Origin of the sequence: Marinobacter sp. AL4B, from assembly GCF_019916045.1 — a bacterium.
GTDB lineage: Bacteria > Pseudomonadota > Gammaproteobacteria > Pseudomonadales > Oleiphilaceae > Marinobacter.
On sequence record NZ_JAILWZ010000011.1, the window covers coordinates 159,275 to 179,269 of the forward strand.

Sequence of the window (19,995 nt, forward strand, 5' to 3'; positions counted from 1 at the left end):
TATGATCACGTTAGCATTACCGTAACCGCTGGTAATAACAATATTACAAAATGCACCAAGCTGTTGCTGCGCGGGCTACGCCCTTTTGTAAGCATGTCATTGCTGGAGGTTCCTATGGAGCTAGATCCCCTCATTTTATCGCGAATCCAGTTCGCGTTTGTCGTGTCATTTCACGCCATTTTCCCGGTGTTTACGATCGGGCTTGCCTCCTATATTGCCCTACTCGAAGGGCTTGGCTACAAAACGAAGAATCCGGTGTGGATCACTCTGTCCACCTTCTGGACCAAGGTTTTTGCGGTAGTGTTTGGTATGGGCGTGGTGTCAGGCATCGTGATGTCCTTTCAGTTCGGCACCAACTGGAGCAACTTCGCGCAGGCTTCAGCCAACTTCCTCGGGCCGGTTCTAAGCTATGAGGTGCTCACCGCGTTCTTCCTGGAAGCCGCTTTCTTGGGAGTTCTGCTCTTTGGCCGCGATAAGGTGCCACCGGGGGTGCACCTGTTCTCAGCCATTATGGTGGCCATCGGTACCCTTATTTCCACGTTCTGGATTCTCTCTGCCAACAGTTGGATGCAAACACCTGCCGGCACAGAACTTCGTGACGGCACGTTTCATATTTTGTCTTGGGGCGAGGCCATTTTTAATCCGTCCTTTAAGTTCCGCTTGATGCACATGGTGCTCGCTTCCTTCCTAACCGGTAGTTTCGTGGTCGCCGGTGTCAGTGCCTGGTTCCTTCTCAAAGGTCGCGAAGTGGAGGCGAACAAGAAAGCTCTCTCGATGTGTTTGTGGTTGCTGCTGTTCATTGCTCCAGCGCAAGTGGTTGTGGGCGATTTCCACGGGTTGAACACGCTGGAACACCAGCCGATGAAGGTGGCTGCAATGGAAGGTCATTGGGAAACCTCCACTAATGTGCCTCTTTTGTTGTTTGCTATTCCCGATCAGGAAAACCAGACCAACCATTTCGAGATTGGAATTCCTAGCCTCGCCAGTTTAATTCTCACCCACGATTTCGACGGCGAGATTCTTGGCTTGAATGAAGTCTCGGTTGAAGAACAGCCTCCGGTAGCAATTGTGTTCTGGTCGTTCCGGGTGATGGTTGGCCTTGGCATGCTGATGATTTTGTTTGCCATCACCGGGCTGGTTCTGCGAATAAATGGCCGTTTGTATAAAGCTCGCTGGTATCTGCAGGGGCTGCGGGCTATGAGTATCGCACCGTTTCTTGCCGTTTTAACGGGCTGGTTTGTCACCGAAACGGGCCGTGCGCCTTGGCTGGTGTACGGCATGATGACGCAGGCGGAATCCGTCACCCCGTCACTCACCGGTGGCATGGCGCTGTTCACTCTGATTGGCTACATCCTGGTGTATGCCTCCATCTTCTCAGCCGGTTTGTACTACCTGATGCGAGTGCTGTTCGTTGGGCTGGAAGGCGATGGTGGCCATACCGAAGACGAGGCCGACCGCCCTGCCCGCCCAATGTCTGCGGCGCACGTTCAATTCGAATACGATTCAGAAGAGAACTCGGCAAATCCGGCGAAAATCGCCAATGAAGGAGGGCAACAATAATGGAAGTGTTCGATTTAGCCCTCATCTGGGCATTTATCATCGGTTTTGGAATTATCATGTACGTCCTGATGGACGGCTTTGATCTCGGGATCGGCATTCTATTCCCCTTTGCGCCTTCAGAAGAAGATCGAGACACCATGATGAATTCGGTGGCGCCGGTCTGGGACGGCAACGAAACCTGGCTGGTGCTAGGCGGGGCCGGTTTGCTTGCTGCGTTCCCGATGGTTTACAGCATCATTCTGCCCGCCATGTACATCGGTGTGTTTTTGATGCTGGCCGGTTTGATTTTCCGCGGCGTGGCGTTTGAATTCCGATTCAAGGCGCGCAGCTCTCGCTACCTATGGAACTGGTCCTTCGCGGGCGGCTCAACCATCGCTACTTTCGCTCAAGGTGCCGTGGTTGGTGCGTACATTCAGGGTTTTAACACCGTAGATGGCGTCTATGTTGGCGGTGCGTTGGATTGGTTAACGCCCTTTACCGTGTTAACCGGTTTGGGCACGTTGGCAGGTTATGCCCTGCTGGGCTCTACCTGGCTGATTCTAAAAACCGAAGGCCGTTTGCAAGATTGGGCTTACCGCATTACCACGCCGCTTTTGGCCACCGTTCTGGTGGTGTTCGGAATTATCAGTGTGTGGACACCCTTCGTTGATCACATGGTCTGGGACCGCTGGTTCTCGAACCTCGGTATTATCTGGATTTTACCCGCCATAACGTTGCTGTGTGCGTTTCAGATCTGGCGTTCAGTTCGCAATCGATTTGAGGGGATGCCGTTTGTGGCCACCATGGGGCTGTTTATTACTACTTACCTCGGTTTGATTGTCAGCCGTTGGCCCTATGTGGTGCCACCCAATTACACCCTTTGGGATGCGGCATCTGCCCCGGAAGCGCAGCTGTTCTTGCTGCTGGGCTTGCTGTTCGTGATTCCCATCATTCTGGTTTACACCGCCTGGACCTATTGGGTGTTCCGCGGCAAGGTGCGTGCCGGAGAGGGGTATCACTAAGTGGAACCGTCGGACCCGGCCCGTGTCCGACGCTGGCTGTCTGGGTTAGCCAAGAGCAGTCAGCGCTGGATACGGGCTACGGTACTGGCCGGTGTCTGGGTTGGGCTGGCAACCATCGCTCAGATGGCCCTGCTGGCCTGGCTGGTACACCAGGGCGTTATCGAGCAGCAACCCATAGCCAACCTTGCCCCAGCATTCCTGGGGCTGGTGGCCGTGTTGGTTCTGCGCGGCCTTGGCCAAGGCCTGCAATCACGCTTCGCTGCGCGCTGCAGTGAAGAAGTCCGCAAGGATGTTCGACGCCAACTGCATCGTAAATGGCAGGCTCTCGGGCCCGTAACACTCTCAGATACCTCTGCGGCGTCTCTTGCCCGGGAATGGCTTGATCACGCAGAAGCTCTGCACGGCTACTTCGCGCGCTTTCTTCCACAAATGATGTTGTCGGTGTTTGTGCCGCTGATGATTTTGGTTGTGGTGTTTTGGCTGGATTGGCTGGCCGGTATTTTCCTGGTGTTATCTGCGCCGTTGATTCCGTTGTTCATGGCGTTGGTCGGCATGGGTGCCGAGAAGGTAAACCAGCAACATTTCGAATCCGTCAGCCGGCTTTCAGGCCAGTTCCTGGACAAGGTTCGGGGGCTGACGACGCTTCAGCTATTCGGTCAAACGGCCCAAGCCAGCGCCTCGCTGCACCACCGTTCAAACCAATTTCGCCTGATCACTCTGAAAACACTGAAAATCGCCTTCCTCTCCTCCGCAGTGCTGGAGTTTTTTGCATCTGTGGCGATTGCGGTCATTGCGATCTACATCGGTTTCGGGCTGCTGGGGTACATCTCGTTCGGGCCAAGTTCTGAGCTTACATTGTTTTCGGGCCTGCTGATTTTATTATTGGCTCCGGAATTCTTTCAGCCCTTGCGCACTCTGTCCCAGCATTACCATGATAGAGCTGCGGCCCTCGGCGCCAGCGCGGAAATTTTGGCGCGCCTTGATCAACGGGCTTCGCCTGTAAAAACAACCGGTACGGCGGACACGACGGACCCTTCTTTGATCGGAATTCAACGGGTGTCTCTGTGTTACGACACAGGCCCTGACGTTATCAGAAACGTGACGCTTACCTTTAAAAAAGGTGAAACCATCGTGCTGACCGGCCCTTCCGGTGGTGGCAAGTCGTCGCTGTTGCATATGCTGGCCGGTTTTCTTCAACCGGTTTCGGGCTCAATCTCAGTATTTGGTAACCCCAGCGGTGAACAACCATTTGGCTGGTTAGGTCAGAAAGGATTCTGGATTCAGGGTAGCTGGGCTGACAACTTGCGAATGACCAGTCCGGAAGCCTCAGACATAGCCATTGAACAAGCCCTTCATCAGGTCGGCTTGGCCGATCTGGTTGAACACCGGGAACAGGGTATCTACAGCTCGATTGGCGAAGATGGCCAAGGGTTGTCGGGTGGCCAGGCCCGGCGCTTAAGTTTGGCCCGAATTTTCCTGGCCGATTACGATTTGGTGATTCTGGACGAACCAACCGCCGGTTTAGATGCCACCAGTGAAATTCATGTTTTGGAAGCTCTGCACAAATTGTCTGAAGCGGGCAAAACCCTGATTCTTTCCACGCATCACCAAGCCCTGATGACGCTGGCTGATCGGCTGTTGATTATTCACGATGGCGAGGTGACAGATGCGTGAGCTTCGCCCATGGCTCAATTTGATACTGCAACGTCGTGGCCGTTTGGTGATAGGGGCGATTTTGCTGTTAGCTACATTGATTTCGGGCATTGCCCTGCTCGCTTTATCCGGCTGGTTTTTAACCGAAACCGCGTTAGTAGGCCTGTTGTTTGCGGCCGGCATTCAGGCCTACATCAACTTGTACGTGCCCGGTGGTGGCATTCGATTCTTCGCGGTGTCTCGCACTGTCACCCGTTATTTCGAGCGGCTATATAACCACAACACGGTTCTACGCCTGTTGACCGATATTCGCGTAGCGTTGTTTAATCAAATGGCACGAGCCGGCCATCGCGACAGAGGCCGCCAGAAAGGCGCGCATTGGCTTTCTCGGCTTACGGCCGATGTCGATGCTCTGGATACCCTATACCTTCGCCTTGTGGCGCCTACTGCTCTGGCTGCGGTGGTGGCCTTGCTGGTGGTTTTGCTGGTGTGGCTGCTGCTTAACCTTACGATTGCTCTAACCGTAATGGCGTTTCTGGCTGCCGCGTTTGTGATTGCGAGCTGGCTTCTTTATCGCCGAACCCAAGCGCTTTCAGGCGAGCTGATTGAACGCCAAGAGCACCTGCGCAGCGACGTCATTGAGCACCTGGAAGGGTTTTCAGAGTTGACCGCCGCAGGGCGAATTGGGAAGCACGCCGCCCTGTTAAAACGGCAATCGCTCGCGCTCGACAAAGATCAGGCGGTCATCGAAACTCAGACCGGCTGGCACTTGGCAGTGACTCAGATACTGATCAACCTCGCCGCGGTGTTTGTACTCTGGGCCGGGTTTGCCTTATTTCAAAACGGATCTGTCTCTGGCCCGGTGTTAGTGATGCTGCCGATCGTGCTGCTGGGGCTCAACGAAGTCTATGCCATGCTCCCGGACACATTTGGAAAACTGGGTGCAACGGTGGCGGCTGCGAGCCGCTTGAATGAAGAGGTTAAGCCTTCCTCGGTTAAGCCGGCGAATTCAACGACCAACACCACGTTCACAGCGAAGGATCTGACCATTGGCCATCCCGGTAATGCGCCGGTTATGACGCATTTCTCGCTGACCATACAGGCTGGTGAACGGCTTGGGATCGTTGGCGCGTCTGGAAGCGGAAAATCCTCATTGGCCGATACGTTTGCGGGGGTAATTCCAGCTCTGGCGGGAGTGCTTCAGCACCCGCCATGCGCCTACCTGACACAAAGCACCGTAGTGTTCGAAGACACCTTAAAAGCAAATCTGCTATTGGGCAATCCAAAGGCAACAGATGCAGAGTTGTGGCGGATACTTGAACTGGTGGAACTGGCAGAACGGTTCACACGAGAAGACGAGGGCTTGAATACATGGCTCGGAAGCAGTGGTAATCGTGTATCGGGAGGTGAAGCCCGGCGCTTAGTTCTGGCTCGAGTACTGCTGTCCAGCGCTCCGCTGCTGATTTTGGACGAGCCGTTTACCGGCGTAGATTCCGATACACGTAAGCGTATCGCACCAATGATTGACCGCTGGCTTGAAGGCCGTACCGTCATCAGCTTGGGGCACGCGCCGGAAGCACTACTGCCTTCCGACCACGTGCTGCACCTGAATTAGGCGCTTAGCGGGTTTCCAACACCTCGAACGTCAGGCCAGCGTTGCTGGTCAGGCGCGTGTGGAGCTTGTCGCTCATTGCTGAAGACGGTGTCCAGAAACCGCCGGGCAAATTGTCGCCAATATCCTGGGCCAGACAGACACCGGCTTCACCCAGCATTTTTGCGGTTGATCCGTAGCCAGGATCTCGATCACCGGTAACTTTGGTGATCATGGTTTTGCCGTTCTGTGTGCGGCCAATAAATCGAATGTCATAAAAGCCGGTTTCTTGGGCTTCCGGAGTTGGACCTTCACCCGGCTGAGGCACCAATTTCTCGACCACCCAGCGGGTTGGCTTGATAGCTGAGGCGACAAGAAAAGCCCCTAGCGCGGCTACTACACCGTAGGCCGTCAACCGGCCTTTCGTGCCCTGCCCTGTCATCATTGCTTCATCGTAGGTGAACTCTTGGCCGTAACGGGCACCCTGCACCGCGTTCGAGCGATGAACCACACGGGTGTTGATGGCGCTCATTACAAACGGCGCAAGCCAAACACCAAAATCCTTGTCGTATTCTGCAGACTTCAAGCTGGGCTGCCGTGTCTTCGAGCGGTGCTCTGGCGGACAGATCGAAAACGGGTTCGCGAGTTCTTTACGCAACGCTGGGTTGGCACCGACTTCCTTCGCGATGTTAATCATGGATGCAACCGTGCCGCCAGAGAGGCCGCCTTTGGCTACTTTCACGCGCATTCGAACATCCTGGCACGGTTGACCAAAGGTTTCCTCGGCCTTCTGTTGCAGAAACCAAACCCCCATGTCGGATGGGATCGAATCAAAACCACAGCAATGCACAATACGCGCGCCGCTTTCCTTCGCCTGATCTTCGTAACGTTTGATCATCCGGCTAATCCATTGAACCTCACCGGTCAGGTCGCAATAATCGGTGCCAGTGGTTACACAGGCCTTGATCAGCGTCTCACCATACAGCGCATATGGGCCAACCGTTGAGATCACGACTTTGGTTTGTTCGCACATGGCGGTCAAAGCAGATTCGTCGCTGGCATCGGCAACCAGCACGGGCAAGTCAGCGGCGTCGGCACCCAACGTAGCTTTCAGATCATTCATTTTACCCTCGGAGCGACCGGCAATGGCCCATTTCACCTCACCGCCTATTCCGTAGTTCTTAGCAAGGTAGCTGGTGAGTATCTGGCCTACAAAACTGGTAGCGCCAAATACAATAAGATCGTAATTTGCCTGTGTGTTGGTCATTGCGTGTCCTTGTCTTTATTGGATTTTATGATGAAAACGATGGTAACAGGTTTAATCCTGCGTGTTACTTTCATCTTTTCATGAAAACTGCGTCTTTCCGGCCAATCGTTTAACAGCGAAGCAGGTTCAAACTGGTGCTACCTTAACAAATGCCTCGGAGGACATACGTGACTGTATTCCTGGTTATAACGAGTTTCGTACTTGCGTGCATTAGCGGCCTTCTACTCTGGCAGCTGTTGGAGCAACGCAAGATGATTGACCAAATGCTTGAGCGTGAAGATATATCCGAACAGCAACCCGACCCGGAACTTGCCATTGTTCTGAAAGTGAGCGACCCCATCGGCCTCGCCAAACGGGAATCAAGAGCCGGACGCCTGATTGGCGACCGCTTACCGACCATGGCGACAAAAATGGTGTATCAGGAAGTTCTTAAGGAATTAACGAACGAACTGGAAGCGCGGGAAATTGATGTTGATATGCAGATTGAATACCGCTGAGGTAAGCCAACATGATGACATTAATAGCAACCGGTGTGGGTTTGACGTTGAGCGGCTATCTGCTGGCTGCAGGCTTCAAGCAGTCCGCCGATTCGCGTAAAAAACTGCGCATTCTTAACGCCAGTCGGCTACAGGCTCGGAGCCAGATTCAGCAAAAACGTATGGAGCTGCTGGAGGTACGTAATCGAGCCAAGCTGATGGAAGATACGGTATCCGGTGGCACAACCGCAGTCGAGAAAGTGCACAAGGTGATTGCCAACACCACCTTTGGTTTGATCGACCGGTTCGCCAAGGATGAAGAATTCAAGAACACAGCCCGTAAGGTAAAGAAAACCCATCACGAGAAAAGTGAAAAGGTTTATGAGGTGGTGAGAACCACGAATCGAGCCGCGCACATACTGGCCGACAGCTTATTCATCGGCAAAGCTGAGAAACGCATCATCTCTAAAACAAAAAAGGCACCCTAAGGTGCCTTTTTAATAGAGATCAGAAGGTTACAGCACCTTCTTCAACTCTTCTTCCAGCTGAGGAACAGCTTCGAACAGGTCCGCTACCAGGCCGTAATCGGCAACCTGGAAAATCGGAGCTTCTTCATCCTTGTTGATCGCGACGATCACTTTGGAGTCAGACATACCTGCCAAGTGCTGGATAGCACCAGAGATACCAACCGCTACGTACAGCTGAGGTGCAACGATCTTACCCGTCTGGCCTACCTGCATGTCGTTAGGTACGAAGCCTGCATCAACTGCGGCGCGGGAAGCACCTACGGCTGCGCCCATCAGATCAGCTACTTGCTCAAGCATCTTGAAGTTTTCGCCATTCTGCATACCACGGCCACCAGAGATGACGATGCCGGCAGAAGCCAGGTCAGGACGGTCAGAGGCAGCTTTCTCTTCGCCTACGAAAGAGGACAAGCCTGCATCTTTAACAACGTCGAGCTGTTCTACAGAAGCAGAACCGCCTTCGGCAGCTACTGGATCGAAACCAGTCGGACGCACAGTGATAACTTTGATGCTGTCGCTAGCTTTTACAGTAGCGATGGCGTTACCCGCGTAGATCGGACGAACAAACGTGTCTTCTGATTCAACACGGATGATGTCAGAAACCTGGGCAACGTCCAGCAGCGCAGCTACGCGAGGCATGAAGTCTTTACCAGTGGTACCGGCAGAGGTCAGGATGTGGCTGTAGCCCTTACCTACTTCTGCAACCAGCTCACTCAGGTTTTCAGCCAGGAAGTGGCCGTAGGCAGCGTTGTCAGCAACCAGAACCTTGTTAACACCTTCTGCTTTAGCAGCGGCTTCAGCGACGGCGCCTACGTTTTCACCGGCAACCAGCACGTCGATGTCACCACCGATGGCCTTGGCTGCCGCTACAACGTTCAGAGTAGCCTGCTTCAGGCTGCTGTTGTCGTGTTCAGCAATTACCAGGATGCTCATTTAGATCACCTTCGCTTCGTTCTTCAGTTTATCAACCAGCTCAGCAACGTCAGCCACCTTGATACCAGCCTGACGTGAAGCAGGCGCTTCTACCTTCAGGGTGGACAGACGAGGTGCGATTTCAACGCCCAGGTCAGCTGCACTTACTGTCTCGAGGGGCTTCTTCTTAGCCTTCATGATGTTCGGCAAAGAAGCGTAGCGCGGCTCGTTCAAACGCAAGTCAGTGGTAACAACCGCGGGCAAGTTCAGAGCAACAGTCATCAGACCGCCGTCTACTTCACGGGTTACGTTAACTTTTTCGCCGTCGACAGCGACTTCTGAAGCGAAAGTGCCCTGTGCCATACCGCTCAGAGCGGCCAGCATCTGGCCAGTTTGGTTGTTGTCGGAATCGATGGACTGTTTACCCAGAATAACCAGCTTAGGCTCTTCTTTCTCAACGACAGCTTTAAGCAGCTTGGCCGCTTCGAGGGACTGAACTTCTTCGTCAGTCTCGATGTGGATACCACGGTCAGCGCCCAGTGCCAGAGCAGTACGGATTTGCTCCTGGGAGGCCTTCGGGCCAATGGATACAACAACGATTTCAGTGGCAACGCCTTTCTCTTTCAAACGAACCGCTTCTTCGACTGCGATTTCGCAGAATGGGTTCATTGCCATTTTGACGTTGGCAAGGTCAACACCGGTGTTGTCCGGCTTGACGCGCACCTTTACGTTGTAGTCGATAACTCGTTTTACAGCGACCAGAACCTTCATAGATTCCTCGTTCTTCTACAATGGGTTTAATGATGAACAGTGCTAAAAAGAGCGCCTGCCATAAAAAGCATGACAATACTGCAGGTTAAAACAGAAAGGGTAATTGCCCCATCCGACGCTCTATGCCTGCGTTCACAGCCAATCGACCGGGTTGACCCGGCCAGGCAATGAGACGATACTAAAAATCGACTCAAAACACACGTTATTTCGGTGTATACGTACAATGCCAAAGGTTAGTGCAAATTTCAAACAAACGTTTGTTTGATTTGTCAAATGCGTTATCCTTCGGAAAATAACATTCATTAAAGCTGTATGAGATGAGGAGACCAACGTGGAACGCGAATCAATGGAATTTGATGTTCTGATCGTAGGCGGCGGCCCTGCGGGACTGTCGGCAGCCTGCCGAGTCATGCAACTGGCCCAAGACGCCGGTGAAGAACTGACTGTTTGTGTAGTGGAAAAAGGTTCCGAGGTTGGTGCACACATCCTCGCAGGCACCGTTTTCGAGCCTACCGCTCTGAATGAACTCTTCCCTGACTGGAAAGAGAGAGGCGCGCCTCTGAACACGCCGGTCACCCGTGACGACATTTTCCTGCTGAAAGATCAGGAAAAGGCCACCAAGATTCCGAATGCCTTTGTGCCCAAAAACATGCACAACCACGGCAACTACATCATCAGCCTTGGTAACCTGTGCCGCTGGTTGGCCGAACAAGCTGAGCAATTGGGCGTAGAGGTATACCCAGGCTTTGCCGCTTCAGAAACCATCGTTGAAGACGGTCAGGTTAAGGGTATTATCACCGGCGACATGGGCGTAGCCCGTGACGGTTCCGAGAAAGACGGCTACATGCCTGGCATGGAACTGCGCGCCAAGTACACGCTGTTCACCGAAGGCTGTCGTGGTCACTTGGGCAAGCGCCTGATCAACGATTTCAAGCTGGATGAAGGCAAAGACCCTCAACACTACGGCATTGGCATTAAAGAGCTGTGGGATATAGATCCGGCTAAACACGAGCCTGGTCTGGTTGTTCACACCACTGGCTGGCCTCTGAACGAGTCAGGCTCTACCGGCGGCTCGTTCCTGTATCACCTTGAAGGTGGGCAAGTGTATGTTGGCCTGATTACGGACCTGTCGTACAGCAATCCTCACCTAAGCCCGTTTGAAGAATTCCAGCGCCTTAAGCATCACCCTGAAGTGAAGAAATATCTGGAAGGCGGTAAGCGCGTAGCTTACGGTGCTCGAGCCATCACTAAAGGCGGCTACAACGCCCTACCCAAGATGAGCTTCCCGGGCGGTCTGCTTCTGGGCTGTGACGCCGGCACTCTGAACAGTTCCAAAATCAAAGGCTCTCACACCGCCATGAAGTCTGGCCTGTTGGGTGCTGAAGCGGTATTTGAAGCTCTGAAAGAAGGCAAGAACGGCGAAGAGATCACCAGCTTTGCACAGCGTTTCGAAGACAGCTGGTTGTACAAAGAGCTTTACGCTGAACGTAACTTTGGCCCGGCGATGCACAAATTCGGTAACTATGTTGGCGGCGCAATCGCATTCGTGGAACAGAACATTCTTCGCGGAAGCCTGCCGTTCACGTTCCGTGATACCACTCCGGATTACGCAACCATGAAGCCGGCCGCCGACTGCAAGCAGATCAACTATCCGAAGCCGGATAACGTGTTGACCTTCGATCGTTTGAGCTCAGTGTTCATTTCGAACACCAACCATGAAGAAGATCAGCCGATTCACCTAAAACTGACCGATCCGGATATTCCTATTCAGGTCAACCTACCTAAATACGACGAGCCTGCGCAGCGTTACTGCCCGGCCGGTGTGTATGAAGTGATGGAAGCCGAAGACGGAAGCGGCAAGAAGTTCCAGATCAACGCCCAGAACTGTGTTCACTGTAAGACCTGTGACATCAAGGATCCTTCACAGAACATTACTTGGGTAACGCCGGAAGGAAGCGGCGGACCAAATTATCCGAACATGTAATACATTGTTTTGATATGACTAAAAAAGCCGGGAAAATCCCGGCTTTTTTGCGTCTTTCAGGCATAAAAAAAACGGCTCCCGAGGGAGCCGTTTTTAATCAACCTTTCGGAAGAGATCAGTGCACGTGACCGTGCTCTTGCTCTTCGTCAGTTGCTTCGCGAGCTTCTACAACTTCCACGTCGAAGTGCAGAGTCTCACCCGCCAGCGGGTGGTTAGCATCGATCGTGACCGTTTCTTCGCTCACTTCAACAACACGAACAACCTGCGGGCCGCCCGGAGTTTGTGCTTGGAACTGCATGCCCGGCTCGATGGTATCTACACCTTCGAAAGCGGAACGAGGAACAGGCTGGACCAATTCTTCGTTAACTTCGCCGTAGCCTTCAGCAGGCTCTACGGAAACTTTAACCTGATCGCCAGCATTCTTTTCGTTCAGTGCGCTTTCCAGTCCACCGATGATGTTCTGTGCACCTTCCAGGTAAGTCAGAGGCTCACGGCCTTCTACACGGGAGGAATCAAGCTCTTCTCCCTGGTTATTGGTGAGCGTGTAATGGATGGTGACAACACGTGGTTGGGCCATGTGATCTCCTTGCGAGTCGCAGTGACTATGTATTTAAAATGGAGGTAATCGAAAGGAACGTGAACAGCTGCACTGCACAGAGGGACTAACGACCACCGGCCTCGTTAGAGAGCCTGGCTCGATAACAAGAAAGAAACCACAGTTTAACAAGTGACAGACTGCGTTTTCTACCTTCTTTATGGAGACGGCTCAGGGCTTTTCAACCGCCCTGCCCGATTTTCCAGAAATTTCCCTGGCTCATCACACCAACAACCGTAGCGCCGTCGATTTCTCGCTCTTCAGCAACCGCCACTAAATCGTAAAACGCACTGGTTTGCAGGCGCGCTTCAACCCCATGGCGCACGGATATGGTGGGTCTTGGCTCTTCGGAGTTCGGATAGCATTCAACCTGCAAAACATGGTCGCTGCCAAGCTCAAGTATTTCACCCATATTCGTTGTTAGACTCAGGACTTGGCTTTCACCTTCCCCCGTTACGGTTAGCGTGTGTGCCAGCAAGGGTGAATCTTCCACCTGAATGCGCCACTTTTCGACAGGCGTTACAAGGTAATAATGACCGTCATTTTCCCGGCGTAAAATAGTCGAGAACAACTTCATAATGGCTTCCCGTTCGATCGGATTACCCTTGAAGATCCACCGACCATCACGAGTGATTACCAGATCCATGTCACCGGAGAGCTCCGGGTGCCATTTATCCAGCGGCGGCAGGCTGCGCTCTTTCGAGTGCGCGCTAACAACCTTGGCAATGTCTTCTGGCTTTGCGCCCACGGGCGAACTCCTTTTACTTGAAAGCGGGCAACATCACAGGCCCCGCATAGACTCCGACCTTAAAGGCACGGCGCCCGGCTTGGTTATGGCGAGATTCACTTGCTCCAACAAGCCCTGCTTGTCCTGCCCTAACGTGCCTTTTAGCACTAGATAGTTTGAAGCGTGATCGCTGCGGAAGGTAGTGTTCTCCAGCTCAAGATGCTCGAGGAACATACGAATTTCTTCAAACAATCCCTGCTGATCTAAAGGCTCAAAATCGTCGCCGAACCCTTCACGGAAACGGTCTTCGCCCTGCGGGAAGCTGACCACCAACGTGGACAGAAAATCCGGCTGGGTTTCGTTGCACAAAGTTGCGGTGTTAATGGCGTGCTGACGGGACAGAGTTTTGCCGCCAAGCCCGTTTAGCACCATGACCGAACTGGTTAAACCCGCTTGCTTGATTTTACCCAGTGCCGAACGGGTAGATTCCCAGGTTTCGCCCTTGTTGATCCGGCGAAGCACTTCATCATCGCCGGATTCCATGCCAACGTACAAAATACCCAATCCGGCTTCACGTAATGCTCTCAAATCCTCAACGGACTTCCTGGCAAGGTTGCGGGGCAAACAATAGCTGGATACCCGTTCAAGCCCCGGGAACGCTTCTTTCAGATCATGGAGAATTTCGAGAAGCCGTCGGGTAGGCAGCACCATGGCATCGCCGTCGGCAAGAAACACCCGCGGAACGCTCCCAAATGCTTTAGCCGCTTTTTCTATGTCGGCCCGAACATCCGCAGGCTTTCTGGCCCGGAATTTCTTTTGGGGCTGGGTATACATCTCGCAGAAGGTACACTGGTTCCACGAGCAGCCATTGGTGACCGGTAAGATGAGAGATTTTGCTTCGCTTGGAGGCCGAAAGACCGGCTCGATGTATTCAATCGGGAAATTGTACATAACGGCTCAGTAAGCTTAAGAAAGAAGGACGACAGGAAAAATAATCAGGGCAAAAACTGTGTTTTCAAGGTGGCACAGTCCGGCCCCACCACCGGCATGTCGAGCACAACCGCTTGCGCGGTCATAAACGGCATGCCATTGCGGTGACCGTCCGATAACAGGGTTGTAAGGCTGCCCACCAAGGGCATGTGAGATACCAACATCAACGGCGACGCTGTATTTTCGAGCAATGCATCCAGGCACCGTCCCGGATCATCATCCGGTGTAATGAACGATTTCTCGCTCACAGGGACACTCAGTATGTCACCAACAATAGCCGCCGTCTGGCGAGCGCGGATGTATGGGCTACACCAAATAACGCTGGGCTTCGAATCGGATAGTGCGATTTGCTCCGCCACATTGGCAGCCTGCTTCCGTCCGACTTCAGTCAACTCCCGTTCGTGATCAAGGGAGTGCCTGCCTGCCTCACCGTGGCGCATGATGATCAGTTGCATAATACTCTCCTCGTCCAGCTTGCTGGATTACTGGGCCACTGTACGAGGCAGAATGAATTCTACATCCGAGTTTTGAACGGCATTCATCAGATTTTTGATAACGACCTCAATCGGAGCATCGTTGTATAGAATCTCGTACAACCCTCGTACCAGCGGCATGTGAATGCCAATCGCTTCGGATTTGTCTCTTACTAATTTGAGAGTATAGATGCCTTCGGCCACCTGCCCCAATTCCTCAGCTGCCTCGTCCAATTTTTTCCCGGTACCCACGGCGTAACCCACCCGGAAATTTCGGCTCTTGCTGGAGGTACAGGTCGCAATCAGATCGCCCACACCCGCCAGCCCCATAAAGGTCATGGGGTTGGCACCCAGACTCACCGCAAACCGGCTCATTTCCGCCAGCCCGCGAGTAATCAGCATGGCTTTGGCGTTTTCGCCAAGGTTTTGGGCAGATGCTAATCCCGCAACAATGGCATAGATGTTTTTCAGCGCGCCCGCCAGTTCGACTCCATAGACATCAACGTTGGCGTACACACGAAAGTAGTCGCAACCGAGCAGTTCCTGAACCGTGTGGCGCACGGCTGGATCTTTCGCGGCAATAACCGTTGCGGTCAACTCGCGGTTAACGATCTCGCCCGCTAAGTTAGGCCCGCTCAGTACTCCGGACCGGCACCGCGGAATTTCTTCGAGCAAAATTTCGCTCATCAGTTTGAAGCCTTGTTGCTCAATGCCTTTGGTCAGGCTGACAACAATCTGATCATCTTTGAAAACACGCTTGTTGTCGCGGATTACCGAGCGGAACGCCTTTGAAGGAATTGCCACAAAAACAACGTCTGCCCGATCAACGGCTTGAGCAAGATCGGTTGTAGGGAGAATCTCGCCTTCAAGAAGGATATCGGGCATGTACCGCGCATTCATCCGCGTTGAGCGAATTTCCTCAACCTGCCCTTCATCGCGCATCCAAAAATGCACAGTATGACCATTTTCACCCAGTACCTTGGCCATTGCAGTTCCGAAACTGCCGCCACCCAGGACTGCAACGTTTTGCGATTTCGCCATATCAGATTCCGGCGTTACGTTTTCTGGCATAGTGTTTCCGTAGGTTTGTGTTAGGCAAGACCCGGCGCTGGAGAATTGAATCAGCCGGGCTCTTCACACTCAAGAGCTCTGACGAGGTTCTTGAACTCTTCCCGGTTTTTGCTGTTCATGCCCATCAACACTCTATGAGCGTCGAGCACCTTTTCGCGAACTTGTTGTTCGCTGGCTTTCAGGACAGGAATTTCTTCTAAATCTTCAATGCGGGAAGCAGGCTCGCGGACAATGATAAAAATCTTGTCGAAGCCCATAGACGAGATGATGCGGGTGACATCAGGATTGGTAGATATCAGAGTCGGAAGAAAGTGGCTTTGTTTGTAAGCCGCCAACGCAATCTTGGCAAGCAGCCCAAGCGTGGTGCTGTCGACAATCTCCGTTTCCGTGAGATCGATCACCACCGTTTTGAATTCCGGGTCCCGGGTGATGGATTCGACGAGTTGGTCCAGCGTCGAACAAAGGTTCAGCCGGATTTCTCCAATAAACTTCAGGACGTAAATTCCCTGCTTATCTGCTTGCAGGATCTTATAACCAGCCATTTTTTTCACAGTGCCACTAAGTCGACGACGTTTGATCTGAACCAGTTAACTGGTCAGTTACCGATACTATCGCTATATCGTCTGGCAGCTCCGAGATGCTATTTAATCCCAAGGCCTCGCTCAGCGATGCGATAGTGTGACTACCTCCTGATACGAGTTCAAGTAGCGTACGTTCCTTTTCATCCAGAGTTTTGTCTGGAATGACCTCTAGGAGGCCATCAGAAAACAGCAAAAGACGAAACGGACGATCGAGTTTTACCTGATATAAATCCCATTCGGGTTCATCAAATAATCCGACAGGCAGCCCGCTGCCTTCGAGAAATCGTGTCTCTCCGTCTTCAAACGATAATATAGGCATCGGGAAATGGGCCCCCACTGCGTAGCTCAACGTTCGCTCGGACAAGGTGATAATGCCAACAAACACAGTGACGTGCTTGCCTAGGCTCGTGTCCATCAGTTCTGAGTTAATACGCTCAAGAATACGCTGCGGATGCATAATGTCATCACTGGACTGCCGCCGAAGATTGCGCTTCAGTCGATTGGTCAGGTTTTTGAGCAATACAGTGACAAACGCAGAACTGGCACCGTGGCCGGAGACATCGGCGATGTACACCAGTACTTTGTCTTTGGATAGCCGAATGTAATCCAGGAAGTCACCGCTCAGGTACAGAGACGGCTTGATGAGGTAGTCGGCATGCAGCCCGCAAATCTCCTGGTCGTGGTCGGGCAGCATTTTTAGCTGCACTTTCCGACCTGCGTTTTGATCCGCTCGAAGTTCAGCAATACCACTACGGAGATCGACGTTCGCCTCCTCAAGCTCTTCCCGATATAGCTTGTTAAGCCGATTTACCCGAATACGATCGAACAGCTTTTCGATGACATCGTCCAGGGCTTCTTTGCTGGTATGACATGGTTTGAGCACAACGTCCTCAGCGCCTGCGCGAAGTAGCTGTACCACCTCAGTGCTGGAGGTACTGCCAGTATAAGCGACAACGGGTGTATAGCTGTCCGCGGCGTCCAGACGGCGGCTGAGGTCTTCAATCACGTCGGGGGCCAAGTCTGCAAAAATGACGTCGGGAATATCTTCAGTAAACAGACTGCGGGCCGCGCCAATATCCGGACAAACGCTCACATAGAAGCCTCGGGCTTCTAGGTATCGTGACAGGTCTGAACGGGCCTGTTCATTGGCGTCAATAATTAAGATGCGCTCGGTGCGCGAGGTCATGTTAGTTGCCCTAAACTACCAGCGGTAAAAGAAAAACAGGCGTTATAAAGTCTATTCTGGCATGACCTTGTGATATAACAAGGCCATACTGAATTTTTTGGGGGATTTGTAACCATGCGGCGTGCTGTCAACGACCTTCTGGGTGCCTACGACAAACTGATCATGGACCCTGTCCACGGCGGAATTCCGCTTTACCGCCACGAAATTCAGGTTATTGACCACCCTCTTTTTCAGCGTTTACGCAATATCTGCCAAAACGACATCCTCAGTTTGGTGTTCCCGGGTGCCACCCACTCTCGTTTCCTGCACAGCATTGGTGTGATGCATGTAGGTACGCGCATGTTCCGCTCAATGATCGACGCCTATCTTAGGGAACGTCAGCTTAGCGAACAAACGGAACTGAGCCTGAATCAACTGGATGCCATTGACTACCTTGCCAAGATTATTCGCTTAGGCTGCCTGCTCCACGACAGCGGCCATTCCAGTTTTTCCCACCAGTTCACTCAGGCCCGCAAGATTCGGGAGCTTATGTCACGCCCCGAGCGGTTTCGCGAGCTGTGGCGAGGCGAAGATTACAGTCGCTATCATCCCAAGGAGCCGGAAGAGTTGGAGCACGAGCATTACTCAGTGCGTGTCGCCCACGAAGTGCTTTCGTCAGTCGATCTTGACGCTGCTGGCCTGCACGCTGAAGACATCATCGGCATTATGGAAACCACCCAGGTTACGCCGAGTGATACCTTCTGCCGCCACGCCCATACCTTCCTTGCTTTCATTGCGGGGGACCAGACATTGGCGGCATCCAACGGCGGGCAAGAAGTGCCGGAGATGGTGATGGGTTTGTTGTCGTCTATTGTGTCGGGTGAAATCGATGCAGACCGCGCCGACTATATGCTCCGGGATGGCTTCCACAGTTCCGTTACCATCGGGGGCTTTAACCTGGACCACTTGTTGAGCAACTTGCGGTTTGGCTGGGACGTTTCAGAACCGTGGATGGGTCTTGCCATTACCCATAAAGGTTTGGGCGCCCTGGAGGATTTTGTTTACAGCCGCTACCAGATGTACCGCAAAGTGTACGGCCACAAAACTGCCCTTGGTTTTGACTGGCTCCTTCGAGAAGCCATTAACGAAGTGTTGGAAGACCCCGAAAGTTTCGAGTGGATTGATACCTGCCTCAGCGATATGAGCTTTTTTGCCGAGTTGACCGATAGTTTCTTTTGGGAAGCGTTTCGTAAAGTTGCCCGCAGGCAGCCCAAGAGTTACTCGTTTCTGATCGTCAATCGGGTCAAGCTAAAGCATTTGGATACGCGAGAGAACTTAAGCAAAGCAGAGGTCCAGAATCATAGTAACTGGCTGGCTGGCGAGCTGGGGTTAGCGACAGACGACGTGGTCACCTGCACCATGAAAGCCCGATTCTCCAATATCCAGGACAACTTCAACGGTATTAAAGTGCTCGAAAAAGCCCCGATTACCCGAAAACGTTCACTTAAAAAAATCACAGACGTGAGCGCCTTCTTCTCCAAGTTCGAAGACGGCACTATTATCCATTTTTATCGCCAGCCCGATGTTGCAGCAACAACACCGGACCTCACCCAATAACCCCCAATCCCGATCATTCGCCAGCCTGCATGGCCTCTGCCAGTCGGTTGGCGCTTTCCCAAGCCCCTTCAACACGACCGCCCACAAGCCAATCACCGGCGACACCCACACCTTGCCCTTGATCCCACAAAAAACCAGGCTGGTCGGTAGAAGCCGAACGCGCATATAACCAGCGGTGTGCAACCGATTCCACGGGGACTCCCGAAAACCCAGTCAACCCTCTAAACGCCGTCAGTAATTCGTTAGTGACTGTTTCAGGCGTGGTATCCACGTTGGCTTTTGTCCACTCCGGGGTGGCATGAAGCACCCACCACTGTCCCGAATCGTCTCGGCCCGGCTTTGATGAATTGTTTGCCACCCAATACAGCACGTCAGAATCCGGCCGCATCGCATCGAATGGGGCGCTCGGCGCTTTCAAGAAATGCACCGCAACGGCCCAACAAGGCAGTATGTCGCCGCCCGGCGCATGAGTTTCACTTAGCAGCTGTGTCATTCCACTGGCCGCCAATAGCTCCTGAGTCTGGGCAGGTGGCGCGGTTATCACCACTTGATCGAACTCTCCGAGCTCCTTCCCGTCAGTGCTAACTAATTGCCAGCGCGCGCCTGTTCGGGTGATTCGTTCAATTCGAACCTGAGCCGTCAGTTCCACGTGCTCGGACAGCCCACGAGTAATTGCGGTCATTCTCGGAATGCCCACGTAGCGGCTTTCGCCAGGAAACGGCTGCCAGCCTTCTTGCGCTTTTTGAAAACCAAACGTGCCCCGCCATGGCCCAAAGCGGTCCGCCCCAGCATAGTCTTCCAAGAATTTTAGAAAAGCTGGATTCCGGCTCGTGAAGTATTGAGCGCCCACGTCGACAGCGCCGTTAGCGACTCTTTTCGATGCCAAACGCCCACCCGGTCCTCGGCTTTTTTCAAACACCCTCACCTGATGGCCCGATCTGCCAAGCATGATGGCGGCAGTTAATCCCGCCAAGCCTGATCCGATGATCGCAATCTTGCGTATGCTAGAGGTATCTAACGTTTCACTTTCCATGGCT

19 protein-coding genes are annotated in these 19,995 nt (G+C 53.0%); 8 read left to right on the plus strand and 11 right to left on the minus strand.

Translation table 11 applies throughout. The features are described from left to right. The first annotated feature begins 114 nt into the window (after nt 1-114). The 4 genes from K5L82_RS04895 to cydC are packed head-to-tail and all read left to right on the plus strand — an operon-like array spanning nt 115 to nt 5,829. A complete protein-coding gene (locus tag K5L82_RS04895; RefSeq protein ID WP_223133391.1) occupies nt 115-1,560 on the plus strand; it encodes a cytochrome ubiquinol oxidase subunit I in 1,446 nt (481 codons plus the stop codon). Further along, the gene (gene cydB, locus K5L82_RS04900) at nt 1,560-2,561 is read left to right on the plus strand and encodes a cytochrome d ubiquinol oxidase subunit II (protein WP_223133392.1); all 1,002 of its coding nucleotides are present in this window, start codon (nt 1,560-1,562) and stop codon (nt 2,559-2,561) included. Before K5L82_RS04895 ends, cydB begins: the two co-directional genes overlap by 1 nt. Continuing rightward, the gene (cydD, locus tag K5L82_RS04905) at nt 2,562-4,235 is read left to right on the plus strand and encodes a thiol reductant ABC exporter subunit CydD (protein ID WP_223133393.1); all 1,674 of its coding nucleotides are present in this window, start codon (nt 2,562-2,564) and stop codon (nt 4,233-4,235) included. It abuts the gene before it with no gap. Then, complete coding sequence (cydC, locus tag K5L82_RS04910; protein WP_223133394.1) at nt 4,228-5,829, plus strand: thiol reductant ABC exporter subunit CydC; 1,602 nt, start codon at nt 4,228-4,230, stop codon at nt 5,827-5,829. Before cydD ends, cydC begins: the two co-directional genes overlap by 8 nt. Nucleotides 5,830-5,833: 4 nt before the next feature. On the opposite strand, the gene K5L82_RS04915 is transcribed toward cydC, so the two are convergent. Continuing rightward, nucleotides 5,834-7,072 carry a saccharopine dehydrogenase family protein gene (locus K5L82_RS04915; RefSeq protein WP_223133395.1) on the minus strand — a complete coding sequence of 413 codons (1,239 nt, stop codon included), beginning with the start codon at nt 7,070-7,072 and terminating at the stop codon, nt 5,834-5,836. Nucleotides 7,073-7,239: 167 nt separating this feature from the next. On the opposite strand from K5L82_RS04915, the gene K5L82_RS04920 reads away from it, so the two are divergent. Beyond that, entirely contained in the window at nt 7,240-7,569 is a 330-nt protein-coding gene (locus tag K5L82_RS04920; protein ID WP_223133396.1) for a hypothetical protein, read from the plus strand. Nucleotides 7,570-7,580: 11 nt separating this feature from the next. Beyond that, nucleotides 7,581-8,036 (plus strand): hypothetical protein, encoded by a 456-nt coding sequence (locus tag K5L82_RS04925; protein WP_133005550.1) that lies wholly within the window; start codon nt 7,581-7,583, stop codon nt 8,034-8,036. Between the two features lie 27 nt (nt 8,037-8,063). Here K5L82_RS04925 and K5L82_RS04930 read toward each other — a convergent pair whose 3' ends face one another. Together K5L82_RS04930 and K5L82_RS04935 are read right to left on the minus strand one after the other, a co-directional pair. Next, a complete protein-coding gene (locus tag K5L82_RS04930; RefSeq protein WP_223133397.1) occupies nt 8,064-9,005 on the minus strand; it encodes an electron transfer flavoprotein subunit alpha/FixB family protein in 942 nt (313 codons plus the stop codon). Beyond that, nucleotides 9,006-9,755 (minus strand): electron transfer flavoprotein subunit beta/FixA family protein, encoded by a 750-nt coding sequence (locus tag K5L82_RS04935; RefSeq protein ID WP_133005552.1) that lies wholly within the window; start codon nt 9,753-9,755, stop codon nt 9,006-9,008. It lies immediately after the preceding gene. A 331-nt stretch (nt 9,756-10,086) separates the two neighbouring features. Here K5L82_RS04935 and K5L82_RS04940 point away from each other — a divergent pair, with 331 nt between their 5' ends. Continuing rightward, nucleotides 10,087-11,739 carry an electron transfer flavoprotein-ubiquinone oxidoreductase gene (locus tag K5L82_RS04940; protein ID WP_223133398.1) on the plus strand — a complete coding sequence of 551 codons (1,653 nt, stop codon included), beginning with the start codon at nt 10,087-10,089 and terminating at the stop codon, nt 11,737-11,739. 115 nt (nt 11,740-11,854) lie between these two features. Here K5L82_RS04940 and K5L82_RS04945 read toward each other — a convergent pair whose 3' ends face one another. The 7 genes from K5L82_RS04945 to K5L82_RS04975 form a co-directional block, all read right to left on the minus strand. Next, a complete protein-coding gene (locus K5L82_RS04945; RefSeq protein WP_133005554.1) occupies nt 11,855-12,316 on the minus strand; it encodes a peptidylprolyl isomerase in 462 nt (153 codons plus the stop codon). Nucleotides 12,317-12,515: 199 nt separating this feature from the next. Beyond that, nucleotides 12,516-13,082, minus strand: a complete 567-nt coding sequence (locus tag K5L82_RS04950) for a DUF1285 domain-containing protein (RefSeq protein WP_223133399.1) — start codon at nt 13,080-13,082, stop codon at nt 12,516-12,518. Nucleotides 13,083-13,115: 33 nt separating this feature from the next. Continuing rightward, nucleotides 13,116-14,012 carry a radical SAM protein gene (locus K5L82_RS04955; RefSeq protein ID WP_223133400.1) on the minus strand — a complete coding sequence of 299 codons (897 nt, stop codon included), beginning with the start codon at nt 14,010-14,012 and terminating at the stop codon, nt 13,116-13,118. 44 nt (nt 14,013-14,056) lie between these two features. After that, nucleotides 14,057-14,506: a phosphohistidine phosphatase SixA gene (gene sixA, locus K5L82_RS04960; protein ID WP_133005557.1), complete on the minus strand. Its 450-nt coding sequence runs from the start codon at nt 14,504-14,506 to the stop codon at nt 14,057-14,059. Between the two features lie 27 nt (nt 14,507-14,533). After that, the gene (locus tag K5L82_RS04965; RefSeq protein WP_262492577.1) at nt 14,534-15,565 is read right to left on the minus strand and encodes an NAD(P)H-dependent glycerol-3-phosphate dehydrogenase; all 1,032 of its coding nucleotides are present in this window, start codon (nt 15,563-15,565) and stop codon (nt 14,534-14,536) included. Nucleotides 15,566-15,645: 80 nt separating this feature from the next. After that, a complete protein-coding gene (locus tag K5L82_RS04970; RefSeq protein ID WP_133005559.1) occupies nt 15,646-16,137 on the minus strand; it encodes an STAS domain-containing protein in 492 nt (163 codons plus the stop codon). A 16-nt stretch (nt 16,138-16,153) separates the two neighbouring features. Continuing rightward, entirely contained in the window at nt 16,154-17,362 is a 1,209-nt protein-coding gene (locus K5L82_RS04975) for a PP2C family protein-serine/threonine phosphatase (RefSeq protein WP_223133402.1), read from the minus strand. A 114-nt stretch (nt 17,363-17,476) separates the two neighbouring features. Between K5L82_RS04975 and K5L82_RS04980 the strand changes: the two genes are divergently transcribed. Beyond that, nucleotides 17,477-18,958 carry an HD domain-containing protein gene (locus K5L82_RS04980; protein WP_223133403.1) on the plus strand — a complete coding sequence of 494 codons (1,482 nt, stop codon included), beginning with the start codon at nt 17,477-17,479 and terminating at the stop codon, nt 18,956-18,958. Between the two features lie 13 nt (nt 18,959-18,971). Here the strand turns inward: K5L82_RS04980 and K5L82_RS04985 are convergent, their stop codons facing one another. Then, nucleotides 18,972-19,991, minus strand: a complete 1,020-nt coding sequence (locus K5L82_RS04985) for an NAD(P)/FAD-dependent oxidoreductase (RefSeq protein ID WP_223133404.1) — start codon at nt 19,989-19,991, stop codon at nt 18,972-18,974. Nucleotides 19,992-19,995 lie beyond the last annotated feature (4 nt).

Coding starts and splice junctions, on each gene's coding strand:
- K5L82_RS04955 (WP_223133400.1), bottom strand. CDS start 14,012: ATGTACAATTTCCCGATTGAATACATCGAGCCGGTCTTTCGGCCTCCA.
- cydC (WP_223133394.1), top strand. CDS start 4,228: ATGCGTGAGCTTCGCCCATGGCTCAATTTGATACTGCAACGTCGTGGC.
- K5L82_RS04915 (WP_223133395.1), bottom strand. CDS start 7,072: ATGACCAACACACAGGCAAATTACGATCTTATTGTATTTGGCGCTACC.
- K5L82_RS04935 (WP_133005552.1), bottom strand. CDS start 9,755: ATGAAGGTTCTGGTCGCTGTAAAACGAGTTATCGACTACAACGTAAAG.
- K5L82_RS04985 (WP_223133404.1), bottom strand. CDS start 19,991: ATGGAAAGTGAAACGTTAGATACCTCTAGCATACGCAAGATTGCGATC.
- K5L82_RS04925 (WP_133005550.1), top strand. CDS start 7,581: ATGATGACATTAATAGCAACCGGTGTGGGTTTGACGTTGAGCGGCTAT.
- K5L82_RS04945 (WP_133005554.1), bottom strand. CDS start 12,316: ATGGCCCAACCACGTGTTGTCACCATCCATTACACGCTCACCAATAAC.
- K5L82_RS04970 (WP_133005559.1), bottom strand. CDS start 16,137: ATGGCTGGTTATAAGATCCTGCAAGCAGATAAGCAGGGAATTTACGTC.
- K5L82_RS04980 (WP_223133403.1), top strand. CDS start 17,477: ATGCGGCGTGCTGTCAACGACCTTCTGGGTGCCTACGACAAACTGATC.
- K5L82_RS04895 (WP_223133391.1), top strand. CDS start 115: ATGGAGCTAGATCCCCTCATTTTATCGCGAATCCAGTTCGCGTTTGTC.
- K5L82_RS04930 (WP_223133397.1), bottom strand. CDS start 9,005: ATGAGCATCCTGGTAATTGCTGAACACGACAACAGCAGCCTGAAGCAG.
- cydB (WP_223133392.1), top strand. CDS start 1,560: ATGGAAGTGTTCGATTTAGCCCTCATCTGGGCATTTATCATCGGTTTT.
- K5L82_RS04965 (WP_262492577.1), bottom strand. CDS start 15,565: ATGGCGAAATCGCAAAACGTTGCAGTCCTGGGTGGCGGCAGTTTCGGA.
- K5L82_RS04975 (WP_223133402.1), bottom strand. CDS start 17,362: ATGACCTCGCGCACCGAGCGCATCTTAATTATTGACGCCAATGAACAG.
- sixA (WP_133005557.1), bottom strand. CDS start 14,506: ATGCAACTGATCATCATGCGCCACGGTGAGGCAGGCAGGCACTCCCTT.